Annotated in this window: 20 protein-coding genes and 1 tRNA gene; 14 read left to right on the forward strand and 7 right to left on the reverse strand. The window is 61.2% G+C overall.

Annotation, left to right across the window (positions count from 1 at the left end; genetic code table 11):
• Positions 1-7: 7 nt before the first annotated feature.
• Together V6617_RS06190 and V6617_RS06195 are read right to left on the reverse strand one after the other, a co-directional pair.
• Positions 8-2,344: an OmpA family protein gene (locus V6617_RS06190; RefSeq protein WP_338609791.1), complete on the reverse strand. Its 2,337-nt coding sequence runs from the start codon at positions 2,342-2,344 to the stop codon at positions 8-10.
• A 141-nt stretch (positions 2,345-2,485) separates the two neighbouring features.
• Positions 2,486-2,860 (reverse strand): hypothetical protein, encoded by a 375-nt coding sequence (locus tag V6617_RS06195; RefSeq protein ID WP_338609792.1) that lies wholly within the window; start codon positions 2,858-2,860, stop codon positions 2,486-2,488.
• A 210-nt stretch (positions 2,861-3,070) separates the two neighbouring features.
• On the opposite strand from V6617_RS06195, the gene V6617_RS06200 reads away from it, so the two are divergent.
• A complete protein-coding gene (locus V6617_RS06200) occupies positions 3,071-3,493 on the forward strand; it encodes a secondary thiamine-phosphate synthase enzyme YjbQ (RefSeq protein WP_338609793.1) in 423 nt (140 codons plus the stop codon).
• A gap of 139 nt (positions 3,494-3,632) precedes the next feature.
• Positions 3,633-4,460, forward strand: a complete 828-nt coding sequence (locus tag V6617_RS06205) for a sulfite exporter TauE/SafE family protein (RefSeq protein WP_338609794.1) — start codon at positions 3,633-3,635, stop codon at positions 4,458-4,460.
• Positions 4,461-4,515: 55 nt separating this feature from the next.
• Here V6617_RS06205 and V6617_RS06210 read toward each other — a convergent pair whose 3' ends face one another.
• Positions 4,516-5,235, reverse strand: coding sequence for an SIMPL domain-containing protein (locus tag V6617_RS06210; protein WP_338609795.1), 720 nt, complete (start codon positions 5,233-5,235; stop codon positions 4,516-4,518).
• Between the two features lie 178 nt (positions 5,236-5,413).
• Here V6617_RS06210 and V6617_RS06215 point away from each other — a divergent pair.
• The 5 genes from V6617_RS06215 (at position 5,414) to V6617_RS06235 (ending at position 10,597) form a co-directional block, all read left to right on the forward strand.
• Positions 5,414-5,490: transfer RNA gene (locus V6617_RS06215), tRNA-Ile, on the forward strand.
• 254 nt (positions 5,491-5,744) lie between these two features.
• Positions 5,745-6,758, forward strand: coding sequence for an ABC-three component system protein (locus V6617_RS06220; RefSeq protein ID WP_338609796.1), 1,014 nt, complete (start codon positions 5,745-5,747; stop codon positions 6,756-6,758).
• Complete coding sequence (locus tag V6617_RS06225; RefSeq protein WP_338609797.1) at positions 6,743-7,234, forward strand: ABC-three component system middle component 2; 492 nt, start codon at positions 6,743-6,745, stop codon at positions 7,232-7,234. Before V6617_RS06220 ends, V6617_RS06225 begins: the two co-directional genes overlap by 16 nt.
• A gap of 4 nt (positions 7,235-7,238) precedes the next feature.
• Entirely contained in the window at positions 7,239-9,125 is a 1,887-nt protein-coding gene (locus V6617_RS06230) for an AAA family ATPase (RefSeq protein WP_338609798.1), read from the forward strand.
• Between the two features lie 329 nt (positions 9,126-9,454).
• Positions 9,455-10,597: a Fic family protein gene (locus tag V6617_RS06235; protein ID WP_338609799.1), complete on the forward strand. Its 1,143-nt coding sequence runs from the start codon at positions 9,455-9,457 to the stop codon at positions 10,595-10,597.
• 73 nt (positions 10,598-10,670) lie between these two features.
• On the opposite strand, the gene V6617_RS06240 is transcribed toward V6617_RS06235, so the two are convergent.
• Positions 10,671-11,078: a hypothetical protein gene (locus tag V6617_RS06240; RefSeq protein WP_338609800.1), complete on the reverse strand. Its 408-nt coding sequence runs from the start codon at positions 11,076-11,078 to the stop codon at positions 10,671-10,673.
• Between the two features lie 549 nt (positions 11,079-11,627).
• The gene (locus V6617_RS19000) at positions 11,628-11,768 is read right to left on the reverse strand and encodes a DUF6634 family protein (RefSeq protein WP_422394811.1); all 141 of its coding nucleotides are present in this window, start codon (positions 11,766-11,768) and stop codon (positions 11,628-11,630) included.
• A 103-nt stretch (positions 11,769-11,871) separates the two neighbouring features.
• On the opposite strand from V6617_RS19000, the gene V6617_RS06245 reads away from it, so the two are divergent.
• From V6617_RS06245 to V6617_RS06260, 4 genes are all read left to right on the forward strand, one after another.
• The gene (locus V6617_RS06245; RefSeq protein WP_332717534.1) at positions 11,872-12,222 is read left to right on the forward strand and encodes a transposase; all 351 of its coding nucleotides are present in this window, start codon (positions 11,872-11,874) and stop codon (positions 12,220-12,222) included.
• Positions 12,219-12,563 carry an IS66 family insertion sequence element accessory protein TnpB gene (gene tnpB / locus V6617_RS06250; protein WP_332717533.1) on the forward strand — a complete coding sequence of 115 codons (345 nt, stop codon included), beginning with the start codon at positions 12,219-12,221 and terminating at the stop codon, positions 12,561-12,563. The genes V6617_RS06245 and tnpB overlap by 4 nt, the downstream gene beginning before the upstream one ends.
• Positions 12,564-12,636: 73 nt before the next feature.
• Positions 12,637-14,271, forward strand: coding sequence for an IS66 family transposase (gene tnpC / locus V6617_RS06255; protein WP_338608582.1), 1,635 nt, complete (start codon positions 12,637-12,639; stop codon positions 14,269-14,271).
• Between the two features lie 38 nt (positions 14,272-14,309).
• Positions 14,310-14,807 carry an SPW repeat domain-containing protein gene (locus tag V6617_RS06260; protein WP_338609801.1) on the forward strand — a complete coding sequence of 166 codons (498 nt, stop codon included), beginning with the start codon at positions 14,310-14,312 and terminating at the stop codon, positions 14,805-14,807.
• Positions 14,808-14,845: 38 nt separating this feature from the next.
• On the opposite strand, the gene V6617_RS06265 is transcribed toward V6617_RS06260, so the two are convergent.
• On the reverse strand, positions 14,846-14,980 hold the full coding sequence (locus tag V6617_RS06265; RefSeq protein WP_338609802.1) for a hypothetical protein: 135 nt from the start codon (positions 14,978-14,980) through the stop codon (positions 14,846-14,848).
• A 291-nt stretch (positions 14,981-15,271) separates the two neighbouring features.
• Positions 15,272-15,625 carry a metalloregulator ArsR/SmtB family transcription factor gene (locus V6617_RS06270; RefSeq protein WP_338610646.1) on the reverse strand — a complete coding sequence of 118 codons (354 nt, stop codon included), beginning with the start codon at positions 15,623-15,625 and terminating at the stop codon, positions 15,272-15,274.
• Positions 15,626-15,672: 47 nt separating this feature from the next.
• Here V6617_RS06270 and V6617_RS06275 point away from each other — a divergent pair, with 47 nt between their 5' ends.
• The 3 genes from V6617_RS06275 to V6617_RS06285 all read left to right on the forward strand — a co-directional run bounded on the left by V6617_RS06275 (position 15,673) and on the right by V6617_RS06285 (position 18,393).
• Positions 15,673-16,566 (forward strand): cation transporter, encoded by an 894-nt coding sequence (locus V6617_RS06275; protein WP_133676200.1) that lies wholly within the window; start codon positions 15,673-15,675, stop codon positions 16,564-16,566.
• 82 nt (positions 16,567-16,648) lie between these two features.
• Positions 16,649-17,650, forward strand: a complete 1,002-nt coding sequence (locus V6617_RS06280) for a sodium:calcium exchanger (protein WP_332717520.1) — start codon at positions 16,649-16,651, stop codon at positions 17,648-17,650.
• Positions 17,650-18,393, forward strand: coding sequence for a cytochrome c biogenesis CcdA family protein (locus V6617_RS06285; protein WP_332717518.1), 744 nt, complete (start codon positions 17,650-17,652; stop codon positions 18,391-18,393). Before V6617_RS06280 ends, V6617_RS06285 begins: the two co-directional genes overlap by 1 nt.
• The last annotated feature ends 13 nt before the right edge of the window (positions 18,394-18,406 follow it).

Below are 18,406 nucleotides of genomic sequence, written 5' to 3' on the forward strand. Positions count from 1 at the left end.
GTCGTGCTTATCCGGCGGCGCCGTTCATCGGGGTGATGAGCGGGGTAATGCGGCGGATTGTAACGCGACGGTTGGTGCGCTCGGCGGCCTGAGTGTTGACCTTGAGGTAGCGCTCGCCATAGCCCTGCGTGGCAAGGTTTTCGGCGGGAACGCCATAGACGCGGGTCAATGCATAGGCAATTGCCTCGGCACGGCGATCGGACAGGGCCAGGTTGGAGACGTCCGACCCGACGGCGTCGGTGTGGCCTTCGATCAGGAAGGTTTCCGCAGGATTTTGCCTGATCAGCGCCAGCATGGCGTTGGCGGTGGCCGAGAGCGTGCCGATCTCGCTTTGCGAAATGTTGGCGCTGCCGGTCTCGAAGGTCAAATCGGCAATCTCGAGACGACGGACCATGTCGCGCAGACGGGACGAGCGCTTGACCTCGTCGATCGTGTAGTAACGCTGGATGGTCTCGACCGGCGGCTGGTCGAGGAAGGTCGCGACCTGCTGCTCGTTGGCGGCCGAAGCGTTGAGCACATATTCACTGGGCGGAATATTGAGCTGCAGCGGCGGCAGTTGACGGCCCGGATCGATCCAGCGGCCCTGTTCGTCATAACGGCGATAGCTGGGGTCGACATAGACGAGCAGGATTTCACGCCCATCGGGTTCGATGCGCGAGCGGCGGATAACATCGCCATACCGGTCGCGGATCGTTACGATGCGGCTGCCATCGGCCCGCAGGATGGTTTCGCGGGTGCGGTCATCGGACAGGTTCTCGACATAATACTGCTGATCGTCGGGATAGATGATCCGCGGCGTGTCGGGCGTGTTGATGAACTGGTTGGCGCCAATTGCAAAAATCGTGGCCAGACCGATGGTGGCGATGACCTCTGCATTGGATGGGCCTTCACGAACCGGGCCAACGAGAACGCCACCCTGCTGATTGGCCTGTGGCTGGCCCGACCCTTCCTGGAGCTGGGCACTGGCCGAGGCCGATTCGGCTTCTTCGACCTCCTGGATCGAGACTTCCTGGCGGCCCTGACCTTCTTCAGTGTCGATCGAGGGAATTTCGGTCACGTCGAGCGGCTCGGCAGCAGGGGCCGGCTCTTGAGGGGTTTCGCTCTGGGCTTCAGCTTCAGCTTCGGCCTCAACGTCGGCTTCGCCTTCACCCTCAGCCGCCGGCTGGTTCTGCTCGTCGTCCATGACGCCCGAGGCCGTGTCCTTGTCGCTGTCGAGCAGCGGGGCGACTTCGCTTTCGTTGGTGCCTTCAGGAACAATCTCGCCCTGAACGTTGCCTTCGAGAACGATATTGTCGTCCATTTCCTGGGCCGGCGCTTCACCTTCGAGCGGCGCTTCACCTTCCGCGGGCGCTTCCTCTTCAGGGGCAGCGGGCGTTTCGGCCATGCCGTCGAGCTCTGCCTGAACGTCGATGATGTCGAGTTCGATGTCAAAGCCGGTCAGGCACGCATCGAGATCGGTTTGTCCAAGTGCTTCACAGATGCCCTGGAGTTCGGCTTCGGCATCGGTCACGGCCTGTGCGGCCGCGCTGGTATCGCCACCAGCGGCAACCGCTGCTTCAAATTCAGCAACTGCGGCTTCGTATGCGGTTACCGCTTCAAGCAGGGAGGCAGGGGCCGAGGCGTCCGCGTCGGCAGCAGGCTGTTCGGCAGGCGTGGCGGGCTCGGCTGCAGGAGCTTCGGGAGCCGCCGGTTCAGGCTCTTCCATGGTTTGGGGAGCAGGAGCGGGCTCTTCAGCCGGAGCAGGTTCGGGCTGAGGGGCGGACTCTTCAGCCGGAGCGGTGGGTGCTTCTTCGACCGGAGCAGGCTCTTCAGCCGGTGCTGGTGTCGGTTCCTCCGCCGGAGCGGGTTCGGCTTCTGCGGGAGCGGCCTCGGCCTCGGCGGGAGGAGCAGGCTCCTCTAAGGGCGCGGGTTCCTCTACGGGCGCTGGTTCTTCAGCGGGCTCCGCTTCAGGTGCCGGGGCCTCAGGTTCAGCGGCGGCTTCTGCTTCGGCTTCGACCGCCATTTCAGCCTCGGGGGCCGGAGCGGCAGGTGCTATCTCGCCACTTTCGAACATGGCGATGCAGGCATCGATATCGGCTTGTCCGATTGCGGCGCACAGGGCGCCCAGTTCATCGCGTGCGGCGGCCAGAGCTTCCTCGGCTGCGGCGGCATCACCGCCAGAGGCCTGGGCTGCCTCAACGGCGGCCTGGGCCTCGAGATAGGTCTGGATGGCGCCGGCCAGGGCCGGAGGCGCGGCCTGAGCCACGGTAAGGTCGGCATTGCCGCTTTGCGCAAAAAGCGGCGCCACAGGGGTGCCGAGCATGAGCATAGCGGTACTGGTCAAGAGCAATTGTTTGAGCTTCATGGGATTTTCTCCTCTGCCCCCCGGCAAATGATGTGGCCGCTCACGCGGTCACACGAAAGGGATGGATAACATCGTCAAAATGACGCCAAGCTGAACAAGAAAAGGGGCGTGCCGTAACGACACGCCCCAAAGTCTGAAATCTTACTGGGCAGGAGCCGGCTCTGCGGGAGCAGCTTCGGCAGGTGCGGCCTCAACAGGGGCAGTTTCAGCCGGAGCCGATTCCACCGGTGCGGTGGCCTCGGGGGCCGCTTCGAGTGCCGGAGCGGGTTCGGTTGCCGGCGCCGTTTCCGTCATGGGTGCGGGCTCGGTCGCCGGAGGCGTGGTTTCAACAGCGGTGGGAACGGTGTTGACGGGGGCGGGTTCTCCGCCGCTCAACGCAATAAAGCCAATAATCAGCACCGCGAGAACAAGCACGCCGCCGATCCACCAGCCGGCGCTGCCGCCGGAATTGACTGCATAGACGCGCTCGCGCTCGGTGCGATTGCGATCCGTGTAGTCGCGATCAATATCAGCCATTTTCTATCTCCATTCATTTCAACACCGAAGGCGGATGGCCGCGATAGGGTGTCTGGGGTCGAGCGCGTGCCGTTCAAGGGCATTGCAGAAGGGGCAGTGCAAACCCACGAGACGGCACGCGCTCGAGATGTCACAAAAACGCGATCAACCCGTTTGGGTTCCGCGCCGCCTTTGCGATAGGGTTGCGCGGACGATTGGAGACGGTGTGCAATGCAGCAATCGAGCGAGATACTGGAGATCACCACGCGCGGGCAGGGACTTTATGAATTTACGCCCGATATCGGGCGTTTCATGGCATCGAATCCCGTTCGCGACGGGCTGTTGACGGTCTATTGCCGGCACACCTCATGCTCATTGCTGATCCAGGAAAATGCCGATCCCGATGTCCAAACCGACCTCAGATCGTTCTTTGCCCGGTTGGTGCCGCCCGGTATGGACTGGGTCGTCCACACAACCGAGGGGCCCGACGACATGCCCGCCCATATCAAATCGGCGCTGACCCAGACCTCGATATCCATTCCGGTGATCGATGGCCGGCCGGTTCTGGGGACGTGGCAGGGTCTCTATCTTTTCGAACATCGCAACGCGCCGCATCGGCGACAGATCGTCATGCACGTCCTGGGAGAAGGCTAGACGGGCTCTGCGCCCGGGGTCGACAGATGCCGACAAGTGCCCGATAGTCTCTGTGTCCGGTCGACGGCGACAGAGTCGGGCGGCCATCAATTTCTTGCATCAGGGCGCATGACTTCCCCGCGCTCAGGAACAGACGTCCTTGTCCGATATCATCACACATTTTCTCCCCTTCGCCATTGGGTTGGCGCTGACCGGGGCGGTGTCCGGCGTCATGGCCGGCCTGCTCGGCATCGGAGGCGGGATCATCATGGTTCCGGCCATGGTGCTTGCCTATCAACTGCTCGGCTACAGTCCCGAAATCATCATGCATGTGGCCGTCGGCACCTCGCTGGCCGTCATCATTCCCACCGGAATGCGCAGCGCGCGCGCCCATAACAAAAGGGGCGCCGTGGACCACAGGATCGTCAGGCTGTGGGCACCCTGGATCGTTGTTGCCTCGCTTCTGGGCGGGCTCATGGCAGGGCTCTACAGCGCTGCGGCGCTCAAGATCATTTTTGGCGTGATGGCGTTGTTCATAGCGCTCAACATGGCGTTGCCGGTTCAGCGCAGGCTGATGGAATCGCTGGCGGGCGTGCCGATGGTCAATCGTATCTCAGCGGCGGTGATCGGCTATATATCGGCACTCATGGGAGTTGGCGGCGGATCGCTGACCGTGCCGACGCTTACGGCGTTCGGAACGCCCATTCACACCGCGGTGGGAACCAGTTCGACGCTCGGCGTCATCCTTGCCGTTCCAGCGGTCGTCGGGTTCGTCATCTCGGGATGGGGCGCGGCGGGCACACCACCCTTTAGTGTCGGCTTTATCAACATCCCCTCGTTCATTCTCATTGGCGGCCTTGCGACACTGACCGCGCCGATTGGCGTGGCGCTGGCCCACAGGCTCGATGCGAGGCTGCTCAAGATCGTGTTTGCGATCTTCCTTGTGGTTGTGGGCGGGCGGATGATCCTGCAGGCGCTCGGCGTCTGACAAAAAAGGCCGGATCCAGAGGACCCGGCCTTTTTCAATGGTCCATGGTATTGGACTATTGGTTGTCGTCCTCGATTTCCCATTCGATGGTCGCAGTGATCGAATAGGACATTTCGCCCGCTTCCACGGGGACCGACCCATCGGCGGCCATTTCCATGGCCTGGGCACGATACATCGGCATGGGCGGCTGCTGGGCATCCATTTCGCGGATCGACTCGATTGAACCCAGGCGCAATCCTGCTGCCCCGGCATAGGTTTCCGCCTTGGCCATGGCATCGGCGAAGGCCAGCTTGCGGGCTTCCTCCTCAAGCTTGGTCACGTCATCGACGGCGAAAACAATACCGTTGATGGTGTTGGCACCCACGGTTACGGCCTGATCGAGGACGGATCCCAGCGCTTCAAGGTCACGCACCACGATGGTGACGGTGTTGGACACCTGATAGCCCTGAATTTCGGGCGGCGGGGTGTATCCATTGTCATCGCGCCGGTCCGAATAGACATATTGCGGGCTGACGGAGAAGTCCGAGGTCTGGATGTCGCGATCTTCCAGGCCCGCTTCGCGCAGGGCGGCGACCAGATCGGCCATGGCAGCCGAATTGGCGTCGAGCGCTTCGCGCGCGGTCTCGGCTTGCGTTGTCACGCCGGTGTTGATGGTTGCCATGTCGGGCGCGGCGCGCACGGTACCTGTGCCGCTCAAGCTCATGGTGTCGGCAAGCGCCGGGCTTGCGAGCAGCACGGCCATCGCAATGGGTGCAAACGTCAGGGGAAAGCGCATGAATAGTCTCCTGGAAATCTCGTTCGTTGGAATTGGTTGTGCCCCAAGCAGAACACTCAAGTTTTCCTGATGCATTGAGACGGATTTGCGGCAGCGGGCAAAGCCGCCGGAAAAAACGGTAAACAGATGCAAAACCCCATGGACCTCAAAGCGTCGACCCGCTAGGAGAACGAAGCGTGGGCCTGTAGCTCAATTGGTTAGAGCCGACCGCTCATAACGGTCTGGTTTCCGGTTCGAGTCCGGACGGGCCCACCATTTTCACCATGGCTTGATGCGACCAAAAAATGTTGAGTCGATTTAAGCCCGGAAATCCGGGAAGCGACCAAAAGTTTTGAGTCGATCCGACCGGGCAACATGAATCTCGTTGCGAGATGGTTGGCCACAGGATCTCGGCAGCATGGGCTGGTAGCTTGCCAGATGCTATGCCATCTTCAGGAGGGAGGCGGCGCTGTGACCCCTAGGGCGTTCTCTTGGATCAGTTAGCGTGAAGTGACGCATGGTAGGATGAGATGGGCGGCAAGCTCACATATAGAGATGATATTCTGCTGCTCTCCGCCAAGGGGCTGGAGCGCTTCGTTCACCGCTGGGTCGCAACGCGCCTGACCGACTATGTCGACCATCACGAATTCGGTGATGCGTCGGACATGGGCCGTGACGTCGGCGGATTCATCAGCAGCGCCAAGCACGAAGGCCCTTGGGACAATTTCCAGTGCAAGATGCTGGCCAAGCCCCTCGATGGCCCCACCATGTTTGAAGAAGTCGGCAAGATCCTCCACTTCGCGTCGGAAGGCCATTTCACCGCACCGCGGAAATATGTGTTCGTCGCCCCCAAGGGCTTCAATCGTGGGGCCGAGCAGCTGCTGCACAATCCCGAGCGCTTTCGGTCGACGATGCTCGCCGAATGGGACGCGCGCTGCTCCCGCAAGATTAGGAGCAACGGGGATCCGGTCCCGATGACGCCAGCACTGCGGCAGTTGATCGAGGAGTTCTCGTTCGCCGACATCGAAGGCTGGGACGTTGACAAGATGCTCGCGCTGCCCGGTATGAACCTCGTTCTGGCCGACACGTTCGGCGATGACCCCGGCGACGCGCCCAAGGGCATCATACCTGGCACCGTGGCCGACGAGGAATCGGTATATGTCGGGCAACTGGTCGTCATTTATTCGGAGCGCGCCGGCGTGCCGTTCGCCGATGCAGATGCGGTACTGGCCGATGCCGAGCATGGCATTCATCTGACAATGCAACGCCGGCGGTACTACGACACCGACGCCTTCCGCCGTCACTTCCGGGACAATCTTGAGCCCGAGCATCTGCAGCTTTTCAACGAAGAAGTGCATGCGGGGGTTTTCGAGACTTATGCCAGTACCAGCGGATTCGAACGACTGACGAGGGTGATTGACCGTGCAGGCAGGGTTGAGGTCACCGGCATCTTCGGTCGGCATCGGCGGGCGTCTGTCCAGGTTCGCCAGGGCACATGCCATCACTTCGCTAACGAGGGGGTCATGCCGTGGACGAAGATGTGACCGCCACACCACGCCTCTTCAACGGCAGCGTCGAGACTGGCGTGCGATCTCTGTTGATCCTCGAGGCTTGTTATCCGGCTGCCCTCGATCTCGACACCATGTCACTGTTTGACTTCTTCGTGGTCCACACGGCCGATATCGGCGGCCCGGTCAGCCTGCATCCAGCCATCGGATCGCGGGTGGGCGAATATCATGTGCGCAGGCGCGTCATCCAGGACGGCTTGGGCCTAATGCGGCGCGCCAGTCTCGTGGATGTGGTCGAGGCCGACGACGGTGTTCGCTTCGCCGCGTCCGAGGACGCGCCGGCCTTCGTCAGGCTCATGGGCACCGACTACAACCGCGACCTCTTAGACCGCTCCAAATGGTTGGCCGAACAGTGGCAGGACATTGGCGACGAATTCCTGACGCGGTTGCGCGCAAGTATCGAGCGCTGGAGTCTTGAGTTCCGGGAAGAAGGCGGTTCTGCGGATGCCTGAGCCTATGCTTGCCAAGCTCCGGCTGGAGCATCTCACGTTCGTCGGCGATGGCCAAGAACCGGCCGGAATCGAGTTCGCGGAAGGTTTGACCCTCATCTACGGCGGATCGAACGCCGGCAAGTCCTATTCCCTTAAGGTGATCGACTTCATGCTGGGCGGAAAACCCCCCGACATCCTGAAGAACCACGGATCGGAATATACAAAAGTGCTGCTCGGGTTGACGCTCGGAAACGGCCGGCAGGTGACCCTCGAGCGTGCGCGCAAGGGCGGTGGCTTTAAGGTCTACGAGGGTTTGGCAAAAGATGGTAGGCTCGCCGGCGGGACTGGCGTGGTGCTGTCCGCCGATCACGGCAAGGGTAAGACGGGCAGCGTCTCCGAATTGCTGCTCGAAAGCATCGGCATCAAGGATGCCAGGATCGCCTCGACCGAGGCGGCGCAGCTCGTCCCGTTCTCCATCCGTCATTTCATGCCTTACGTCACTGTAGACGAGGACCGGATGTTTTCGGAGGACAGCCCGACCATCGTGAGCCCGAAGAACGGGCCCACGCTAAACAAGAACGTCTTTCGATTCATCCTGACTGGGCAGGACGACGGCGACGTTATCGAAGTGCCCAATGAGAAGGCAATCAAGGCCAGTAACAATGGCAAGGTCGAACTTCTGGATGAAATGATCGGGGAGATCGACCGCGAACTCGGCGACGTCGATCTGGCCAGCCTCGATGCCGAAGTCGAACGGCTGACTGCACAGCTAGAGGATTTTGGAGGCTCGCTGGCCGAGCTTCAGCAAGACCTCGACACCGCCACGCGGGAGCGCCGCGGCCTCATGGACACAATGGATGCGGACCGCTCTAAACTCGGTCAGCTGGTTGCAATGAAGGCTCGCTTCCTTGAGCTTCAAGACACTTACCGCATCGATATTCGGCGGCTCGAGGCCATCGAGGAAGGCGGATTCCTGCTGCAGCGCTTCGAGGACCAGCCATGCCCGATGTGTGGTGCGCTGCCCGGCGATCAGCACCTGCCGCACGAGCTCGGGGACCTTGATCGCCAACACGCAACAGCCCAAGCCGAGATCACCAAGATTCGCCGCGACATGCGCGGTCTGGAAACCGCCTTGGCCGGTATCGACGCCGAGCAGACCGCCCTCGACTTGCGGCTGGAGTTCACGGCGAAAGAGATTCGCGCCCGCGAGGCGACGATTTCCCGCCTGAGACCGCAGGAGGCGTCGGGACGCCGGGACTACCAGGCGGCGGCCGAACGACTCGCCCGATTCGAGAACTTATCGGAGATGCGCTCTCGGCGATCGGCAATGCAGGTCAAGCGGGATGCAATATCCGCCTCAACGGTGGGACGCCAGAAGGCCGACGGTCTGATCATCGGCATCGACGGGCCGACGGGTCACGATTTCGCGCAGGTGGTTCGGGACGTTCTCAAGGCATGGGAGTATCCTAGTGTGGAAGCAGTCACGTGGGACGAGAAGCGGCAGGACATTGCCATCAACGGCCAGCCGCGGGGCCAGAACGGCAAAGGCGTCAAGGCGGTGTTTCACTCCGCTTTCGTGGTGGCGGTAATGATCTATTGCCGCACCAACCGTCTGCCGCATCCGGGTTTCGTGGTCTTGGATTCCCCGCTCGTGACCTATCGCAAGCCGGTCCACTACGAACGTCATGGGGAATTGGAGGCAGACGAGAAGGCCATCGCGAGCACAACGCTGGACCAAGCGTTCTACAAGCACCTCGCCGGTTTGCGCGAAATCGGACAGGTCTACGTGATTGAAAACAACGATCCGCCAGGCTCGATGCCGGACGGCGTCAAGATCGAGCTGTTCTCTGGTGAATCCGGTGATGGCCGGCAAGGATTGTTCCCCGTTCGCCGACGTTTGGCGTCGACCTGAAGTCGAAACTTGGCGAGCCATTCCTCCATTTGCGCGATCTCACTCTTTGCCAGGAGAAGGTTGGAACGCCGGAAAGGGGCTTGGCTGCAGGTTAGCAGCGACGTGGCAACGGGGTGGTCGTTTAGCAGCCGTCGTCGCCGCCTCCGCGCCATCGCCGAACTGAACGTGCTGCCACATGGATATGCCGCTTCTGGTAGTCTGATGATGTAAGGCGAGGGCGAATGTCACCGCCGGCCAGGTAAGCCGACCGGAAAGAGTCCGGAAACAACAATTGCGACTTTCGTTATTAAGGGTTATCGTTAAAACCGTTCATAACGAAAGCTTCTGCTATGGTTTTTGGGTCTTTCTTCCTCGATGAGAACCGTGCCTGCTATCGACCCGGTGTGCCGGTCGTGCCTGCCCTCGAAGACGTGGTGGACGGTCTGCAGACGACCACCATTGCATTGGCTGAATTTGACCGTCGGGTATCGAAACTTGGAGTACAGGGTTCCATTGGCCGACTCTTCGCGCGCCTCGATGCCGTACATTCCTCAGGGGCTGAGGGCAGCACGACGACCTTCACCGACCTCATGGAATACGAGAGCATTCCCGACGCAGCGTCAGATCCGGAAGATGCCAAGGTCGTGGCTGCATGCGCCTACGCATTCGAGGCATCGCTTGACACCCCAGACCCGCTGCAGGCCGTTCTTGCAATCCATCGGCGCCTGTTCGAGAGGGATACGAATGCGTTCAAAAAAGGTGGCGCCGGCGCATTCAAGTCGTTGCCTAATTCCACCTATGACCCTGAATCCATCGGCGGACTGTTCTTTTATACCCATCCTTCCCAACTGCCAGATGCGCTGCAAGAGTGGCTCGGATTCACCATGCAAGTCGACTCCCGCACGCCCGAGCTCATCCGGCAGCTCTGCTCGCACTGGATGTTCGAGAGTATTCATCCCGTTACGGACGGCAACGGCCGCATCGGCCGACTGCTCCTGCCGTTGGTGATGAAATGGAAAGGGGCGACCCGTTCGGGTTCCACATTCATTGGCGAAGCCGTCCATGCCGACAAGGATATCTACATAGATGCCTTAAAAGATGTGCGTCGGACTGGGGATTTCACTCGGTGGTGCAACATCGGGTTATCGTTCGTTCGCCAAACGGCCGAAAGCAATATCGAGCGGCTGGACCGATTGTCTGAAATCACCAGCGAATGGAATGGTCAGTTAGAGGGCATTCGCAAGGACAGCGTCCTTCACCGTATGGTTCCGTGGATGCTCACCAAGCCGGCCTTTACGGTCAAGGATGCGAGTAGCGAACTCGGTGTATCGTTCCCGGTGGCAAACAACGCTATCCAGATGCTTGTGGAAAAGAAGATCGTCACCCTAGCGGGGGAGGGTCGTCGAAACCGCTTATTCCTCGCCGGTGACGTGCTCGATGCATTTGATCGGTTCAGAGCTCCTGAGCCCAATAACACTTCCTTTTACCGGTGATTTTGGCAGTCCGAGAGAAAGGGCTTCCAATCTGATACTGCCAAAGCAAGGTAAACGAGACGGCATAGTCTATTCAAAACCGCGTCGGCCCTGCCAATGTCTTGAACGCGCCCTCGCTATATTGGCGCTCAAGCTCCATCAGGAGGTGGTTCAACCTCATTCGCAGGGCCTCTTGATCCGTCTCATCGTCGGTTGCGATGGTCAGGATCGCCTCGGCGATGACACCGGCCGCACCGACATTTCGCCCTCGAGCACTTGGGATCTGGGTCCGCCGAGACTTGCCCTCAATCTCTACTGGTCCAACAGCATGGACAATCCGCATCATCGTATTGCGGATTCTGGTGGCAGATACCTTGGATTCCTCGCTCAGTGCCGTGCCAGGGTTCGCCTTACCCGCGTCCCAATATAGAGCAGACAACCGCGCGAGCACGAGCAGATCCCCGATCGACACATCGGGCTCGAATATAGTCTCTTTTGCCATGCTTCACCTCAGAGGCAAAATGGCAGCTTCCTGATAACAAATCCCTAAATTGAAGTTGTGTGGCCACGGCGCAATGGCAATGTGCCATCGGCGAGAACGGGCAAGCCATTAGCTGATGGCTTATGAGGGCCAAATTCGAGGAAGTATGCACCTCAACATACTGGCTGATGGCCTCAACCAAACAGCTAATGGCGTTAAGCCATCAGCCAGTGTTATTGAAGCGACAGGTAATGGCCTGGAGCCACTGGAAGATGGCGGTAGCGCGATCGGCACTGACGCTCAGGCGAACAGGTATTTGTGCTTCGGGAGTCACGGCGATGATGGGAAAATCCGATCGCAGCCATCCAAGCGCCGGTCGGTGCAGCGGCATCATTTCTTTTCAGATCCGTTCGGACCGACACTTCGCAAACTGTGCCGTCCGTCGAAATCAACAACGTCCTGTGCCTCGCTACGCCGATCGCTTGCTTCGGTTATGGAAAAGTTGTCAGGCGGCACCTGTATTGCTGGCCCAAAATGCAACGTATTTGGCCCTCCGTGCCCCCGAGAACCTCAGGTCGGTCCGAGACGATAAAAGCGGGAAAACGTCCTTGCCCATCCGGCCGCGTGATCAAGGGCATAGACTTCGGACGTCACGATCGGCCCATTGTCCAAATAGGGATGTGCTTGAACGGTCGTAAGCGAGAAGCCCACCCCGTCTGGTGACGGCCGACATCCGGCGGTATTGGCACCCGAGAATTTGTGATGGGTGTTATGTTCTATGTCTACGACTATGCCTGGAGATGGAAGTTTTCATATGATCGAGGCGGTGCCTGATCGTATGGAGGGCGCGCCTGTCGCTCGGCGGCGCCGGTGGTCGGATGCGTTCAAGGCCGAGATGGTGGCGCGCTGTCTTGAGCCTGGGGCCAACGTGTCGGCGCTGGCGCGCGAGATCGGGATTTCTCCTTCGCAGTTGTTCGGTTGGCGCACCGAGGCATTCAAGCGCGGCGAGGTCGCAAAACGCGATGACGATGCAGGAGTGGTAGCCGCCGCAAGGTCTGAGCGCGGTATGATCGAGATCGTGGTCAGTGACACGGTGGTCCGGGTTGGCTCCGATGTCGGAGACGCCCATCTGCGGCGGGTAATCCGCGCTGTGCGGTCGGCATGATCCCTACGGGTGTAAAGGTTTATCTGGCCAGCCAGCCCGTGGACTTTCGCAAGGGGCCAGACGGTCTTGTTGGTCTGGTGCGCGATGCTGGAGCGGACCCCTTCAATGGCGCGCTCTATGTCTTTCGCGCCAAGCGGGCCGACCGGATCAAGATCGTGTGGTGGGATGGCACCGGACTTTGCCTTTACGCCAAGCGGTTGGAGAAGGCGGCGTTCTGCTGGCCGCGGATTGGTAATACTCGGGTGCAGATGAGCTACGCACAGCTGCTGGCACTGATCGAGGGGATGGACTGGAAGCGGGTGCGAACAGTGCCGGTGAACCGGCCGCAATCTGCTGGGTAAACGTCTGCGGCAGACTGACTCAGGGAGCGCAAAAAGCCAGGCAATCGGGGGTGTTTTGTGCCATGATCGCGGCATGAACCCGGCCGATTTGCATGCGCTCCCCGATGACGTCCACGCCCTCAAGGCGATGATCGTGGCGGCCCAGGACAGGGTGGCGTCGGCCGAGCAGCGGCGCCGGGCTCTGGAAGCTGAAATCGCCGCGCATGAGGCCGAGATTGCCGCCATGAAGGCGGACAAGGCTGCCGACGCGGAAAAGATCGGCCGGCTGGAATCCATCATCGCCCTGCTGCAGCGGGCCCAATACGGCACTCGCTCGGAAAAGCTGCGGATCGCCCCCCTTGATGACGAGCAGATGGCTTTCGCCTTTGATGAGTTGCGGACCGGTCTTGGCGAGATCGAGGCCAAACGCGAAAAGCAATCCGGACAAGCCGCGCTCCGTCCTCCGCGTCCCCGGAAAGGGTTTGCACCGCACCTGGAGCGGATCGAGGAGGTGATCGAGCCCGAGGTGCCGGCCGAGTGCGAAGGCCTTGATGCCGTGCGGATCGGTGAGGACGTCACCGAGCGCCTCGATGTGACGCCGGCCAGGTTCCGCGTCATCGTCACCCGTCGCCCCAAATACGCCTATCGCCTGGCGGACGGCCAGGATCGCATCGCGCAGGCTCCGGCGCCCAACCATCTCATTGCCGGCGGCATTCCCACCGAGGCGGTGCTGGCCCAGGTGGCGGTCAGCAAATACGCCGATGGCCTACCGCTCTATCGCCAGGAAGAGATTTACTCTCGTGATGGGGTGGAGCTGGATCGGTCTCTGATGGCGCAATGGATGGGGCGGCTGAGCTTCGAGCTCGAGCCACTCGCCCACCATGTTCTCAAAACCATCAAGCTCGGTGAGCGGGTTTTTGCCGACGAGACCCGGCTTCCGACCCTGGCGCCTGGCACTGGCAAGGTGAAAACAGCTTGGCTTTGGGCTTATGCCCGGGACGACCGGACCTTTGGAGGATCAAGTCCACCGATGGTGGCCTATTGCTTCGAAGACAGCAGATCAGGCGAATGCGTCGCCCGGCATCTGGACGGCTATCGCGGGATCCTGCAGATCGACGGCTATGCTGCCTATAACCGACTGGGCAAAGCGAGTGGCGCCAACGACGCCATGACGCTCGCCGGGTGCTGGGCGCACGCACGGCGCAAGTTCTTCGATCTCCAGGCCAGTGACGGTTCGCCCTTTGCCGGTGCCGTGGTGACGGCGATGGCACCGCTGTGGGCCATCGAAGACGACATTCGTGGTCACGACCCCGATCTGCGCGCCGCCATCAGAGCCGAGAAGTCCGCGCCGATCGTGAGCGACCTGCTCGCCGTTCTGGACCGGGAACTGCCCCGCATCTCGGGGAAATCGAAACTGGCCGAGGCGATCCGCTACACGCTCGCCCGGCGTGCCGTGCTCGAACGCTTCCTCTCGGATGGCCGCATCGAGCTCGACTCCAATATCGTCGAGCGCGCCATCAGACCCCAGACCATTACGCGCAAGAACAGCCTTTTTGCCGGCAGTGACGGGGGCGGCCGCTCCTGGGCAACCATCGCAACGTTGCTCATCACGGCCAAGATGAACGATGTCGACCCACATGTTTGGCTCACCCAGACCCTCGAGCGTATCGCCAATGGCTGGCCCAACAGCGACATCGACGCCCTCATGCCCTGGAACTACGCCGGCTGAACGGTCCTGCCTTCTCGCTTACCGATGAGCTCGTGGCGATGGGGCAGTTCCTGGTCCTAAACAAGCGGCGCGGACGACCGTTCTGGCGATCTTTCTTCAAGGGCGACGCGCTGCCCGGCAGCGGCGAGGACAAGCAGTCCGGCTTCGATTCCGATCTCGGGGGCACCATCAAGTCGGCGACCCGTGGGGTGACTGTACCGTGGACGCTCGTTGGAAGCGCTGCCGTTGGCCTTTGGCTGATGTTCAGCCGTCTAGCGTTCGGTACCGAGCCACCGATGGCGGACAGCGATCATCTGGTCGGCGCGCTCATTGTCACCGTTGCCGTGATGGCTATGGCGGAAGTCGCGCGGCCCTTGCGCTTCATCAACGTAGCCTTTGGGCTGTGGCTGATTGCGTCGCCCTGGCTGCTTATCGGCGCGGCGCCGCTCGCTTCGGGGGCAAGCGTTATCACCGGCATTCTCCTGATCGCCCTTAGCCTGCCGCGCGGTCCCCGTAGTAAGGAGCATTATGGGAGCTGGGACCGCTATGTCGTGTGAGCCGTGAGAATCCGCGGCTTGTCGCGACATGGCAATCATCAGCCCGGCGCCCGGCTGAGCACGTCGATAATCGGGCAGTCGGCAGCCGTTCCGCCCTCACAGCGTGCGGCCGTATCGGCAAGCGTACGCTCCATGCGCCGAAGATCGGCAATCTTGAGCCGAATATGCTTCAAATGGGCCAGCGCCGCCTCCTGCACATCGCCGCAGGCGTAACGTTTAGCCTCGCCTTTGCGCGGCGCCCGGGAATAGGGTCCATCAAGGTGTAGAGAAGGCCAGCGGCGGCAACGTGACGACCTGTCCGTCAGGCCCTTCGAACGGATCAGGTCCGCGGCCCGATCCTGGACTTGCATGGCCGGGAACGACGATCCGCGCCGGTGTGCTGCCGAGGAAGGTACGCCTCATGCGCGACCTGAAATCGGCGGGACCGCAAAATGGAGCGCTGCGCCAGCAATAACCCGCTTGGATCAGCTTGTGCCATAGTTCCCGCAGGTATCTACGGCGCACGCGGTCTCCGTCAGCAGCTGGTCGCTAAGCAAAAACAGATCATTCAGACGTTGATCGCTCAGGCGATAATGGACAAAACGGCCGCGCTGCTCGCCGGAGACGAGGCCGCATTCGCTGAGACACCGCAGATGGTTCGAGGCGTTCGGCTGCGACAGACCCGTGATCGCGACGATCTGGCCGACAGACAACGGCCGCGTGCGCAAAGCATCAAGAATTGACAAGCGCGAGGCATCGGCCAATCCCCGGAATAGCTTCGTACGCAGAGCAAAGGTTGTATCCTTGATCCGCTCCAGCACTTCGACATTACTAGACATATCAGTCACGGATGATATATAGCCTCTCTCGAACAGGAAAGATAGCCATGACAATAGCAGCATCAGCGCACGATGCCGAGACCGCACGCTACCGCGTCACCGGCATGGATTGCCCCTCCTGCGCGGCTAAGATCGAGAAGGCAGTGCGCTCGGTTGGGGTGGACGAGGTAAAGGTTTCGACTGCCACGCAGATCATGACGTTGCACGTCAGCGACCCCGCGTCCTGCCTCCCGGAGGTCGAACGCGCTGTCAGCGGCATCGGATACCGGCTTGACCGTCTGGATGCACCCGAAACCGACACCGAGGGCGACATTGACGATCTGCCCAAGGACCTATCGCACATTACACCGGCCTATAAACGCGCGTTGTGGATCGTGGTCGTACTCAATGTCGGCTACGGAATCATCGAGATGTTCGGTGGCTTTATTTCTGGTTCGCAGGCGCTAAAGGCCGACGCACTCGATTTCCTGGGCGACGGCCTCATTACTTTTCTTGGCATCCTCGCCATCGGGTGGAGCATCGTCTGGCGCGCCCGTTCCGCCTTAATCCAAGGCCTTTTTCTTGGGGCGCTCGGCCTTGGGGTCCTTGTGAATACGGCCTATCGCGTGCTGGTGCAGCAGCAACCCGAGGCCGAGTTGATGGGCCTGTTCGCACTGGTTGCACTCGTCGTCAATGTGGTTGCGGTTCTTCCATTGCTGCCCCACCGAACGGGCGACGCGAATGTGCGGGCGGTCTGGCTTTTTTCGCGCAACGACGCGATCGGAAACGCAGCCGTCGTCGTGGCGGCAGGCCTGGTGGCTTGGACAGGAACGGCTTGGCCGGACCTCGTCGTCGCCGCCGTGATCGCCGGCCTGTTCCTGCAGTCGTCCTGGTCGATCATCCGCGACGCCCGCAGCGATTTGCGGGAAGCTTCGTCGACACGGCGGAGCGCTCCGGCATGATATCGAGCCGCAAACCCGACCGCTCCTTCACGAACCGCGCCTTGTCGATCAGCTCGATCCGGACAACCTGTCACGGAGGAGCATGAGCACTTGGATATGGGCTGCTGTCCTGTTGGCCGCCGTCTTCGCGGCGGCGTGGGGTTCCGATCATCTGGCGGAGCCCCTTCGTAAGTTGCGCAAACAGTGGGGGCTTTCGGCGGCTGCTGGCGGCTCTCTGATTGGCATCGCCACTGCAAGCCCGGAAGTCGGTGTCAACGTTACCAGCGCCGTGCGGGGCGTGACCGATATCGGCTTGGGGGCAATGCTCGGCTCGACCGCCATCGGCATCCCCGCGCTCGTTTCCGTCGGCTATCTCGCAACGCGCAAGCGCGACATTCCGGATGACCCGGGACATCAACAGCACCTGCGCGAGCACCTATTGCGTGTTGATCCGAAAGCAGCAACCGTGCAGGCTCTTCCATATCTCGGCATATTGGCGCTCGCGGCTCTCCTGATCCTTCCTGCGCCCTGGCAGGGGCTACAGCCAATTGATGGCGGGGTCCTGTTGGCCGCCTATGCCGCCTATGCCGCCCAGGCGTTTTTTCGCGGCCGCGAGAAGCCCGAGCAGGTCGAGTGGTCGCGCAAGGGGATATGGATGGCGGTCGCCGGCGTTGGGGTTCTCGCACTCGGCGCCTATTTCACCGTCATCTCGACCCAAAATCTAGTGCAGGCGTTTGGCATCTCGCCGATCATCGGCGGCCTGTTCATCACTGCGCCGGTTGCCGCCCTGCCAGAGATCTTCGCGTCCTGGAAGGTGTCGCGGAGCGGCCAGATCACGCCGGCACTCACCAACATCATCGGCGATCACGCCATGACCATGACGGTCGGATTTCTGCCCTTGGCGCTTGTCGGGACGCAGATCGACAACTTCCGGCTGGTCTGGGTAAGTTTCGTCTTTGTCGCGCTTATGCCTGCGCTCTACGCGGCGTTCGTCCGCTGGGGCGGGTCCGAACCCGGCTTCCGCCGCTGGCAGGTTCTTACCCTGGTTGGCGCCTACGCTACCTATGTAGCCGTCGTTGTCGTCTGGGTGCTGGAGCTGGTCTGATGGAGATTTCCAGTATCGGAATAGCGACAGCCTTCGCCGCAGGCGTGATATCCTTTTTGTCGCCCTGCGTTCTGCCGCTAGTACCGGGCTATATATCCTATGTCGCGGGGCGCACGATCAGCGCCGACGGGGTTCCGGCCCATTCCGGAATAAAGGCGGCGAGCCGAACCCTCGGCCTCAGCCTCTGCTTCGTTCTCGGCTTCTCGACCGTGTTCGTCTTGCTCGGGGCCAGTGCGACCGCGTTGGGCGGACTCCTGCGCACGCATCTTTACGAAGCAAACCTGATCGGCGGTGTGATCGTCGTCATCTTCGGCTTGTTCACAACCGGCCTTGTACCGATGCCTTGGCTCGATCGTGACGTGCGGTTCCATTCCAGTCCGAACAGCGGCGGCGCTTGGTCTGCCTACTTGCTCGGTCTCGCTTTCGCGTTCGGCTGGACCCCATGCATCGGACCTGTGCTGGGCTCGATCCTGGCCCTATCCGCCGCTAACGCCACGGTTGCAAGCGGAACGGCGCTGTTGGCCGTATACTCGCTGGGCCTTGGCCTGCCCTTTATCCTGGCCGCTCTGTTCATGCGCGGATTCATGACACGGATGTTGTCAATGCGCCGAACTGGCCGGGTGCTCAAAATCGTCGCTGGCGGGGTGATGGTGGTCATGGGTATCGCCATGATTACCGGCCATCTCTCCAGCTTTGCAATTTGGCTCCTCCAGACGTTCCCGGCCCTCGGCCGAATCGGCTGAGCCGGGGTTTTTA

The organism is Pelagibacterium nitratireducens (assembly GCF_037044555.1).
GTDB classification, from domain to species: domain Bacteria; phylum Pseudomonadota; class Alphaproteobacteria; order Rhizobiales; family Devosiaceae; genus Pelagibacterium; species Pelagibacterium nitratireducens.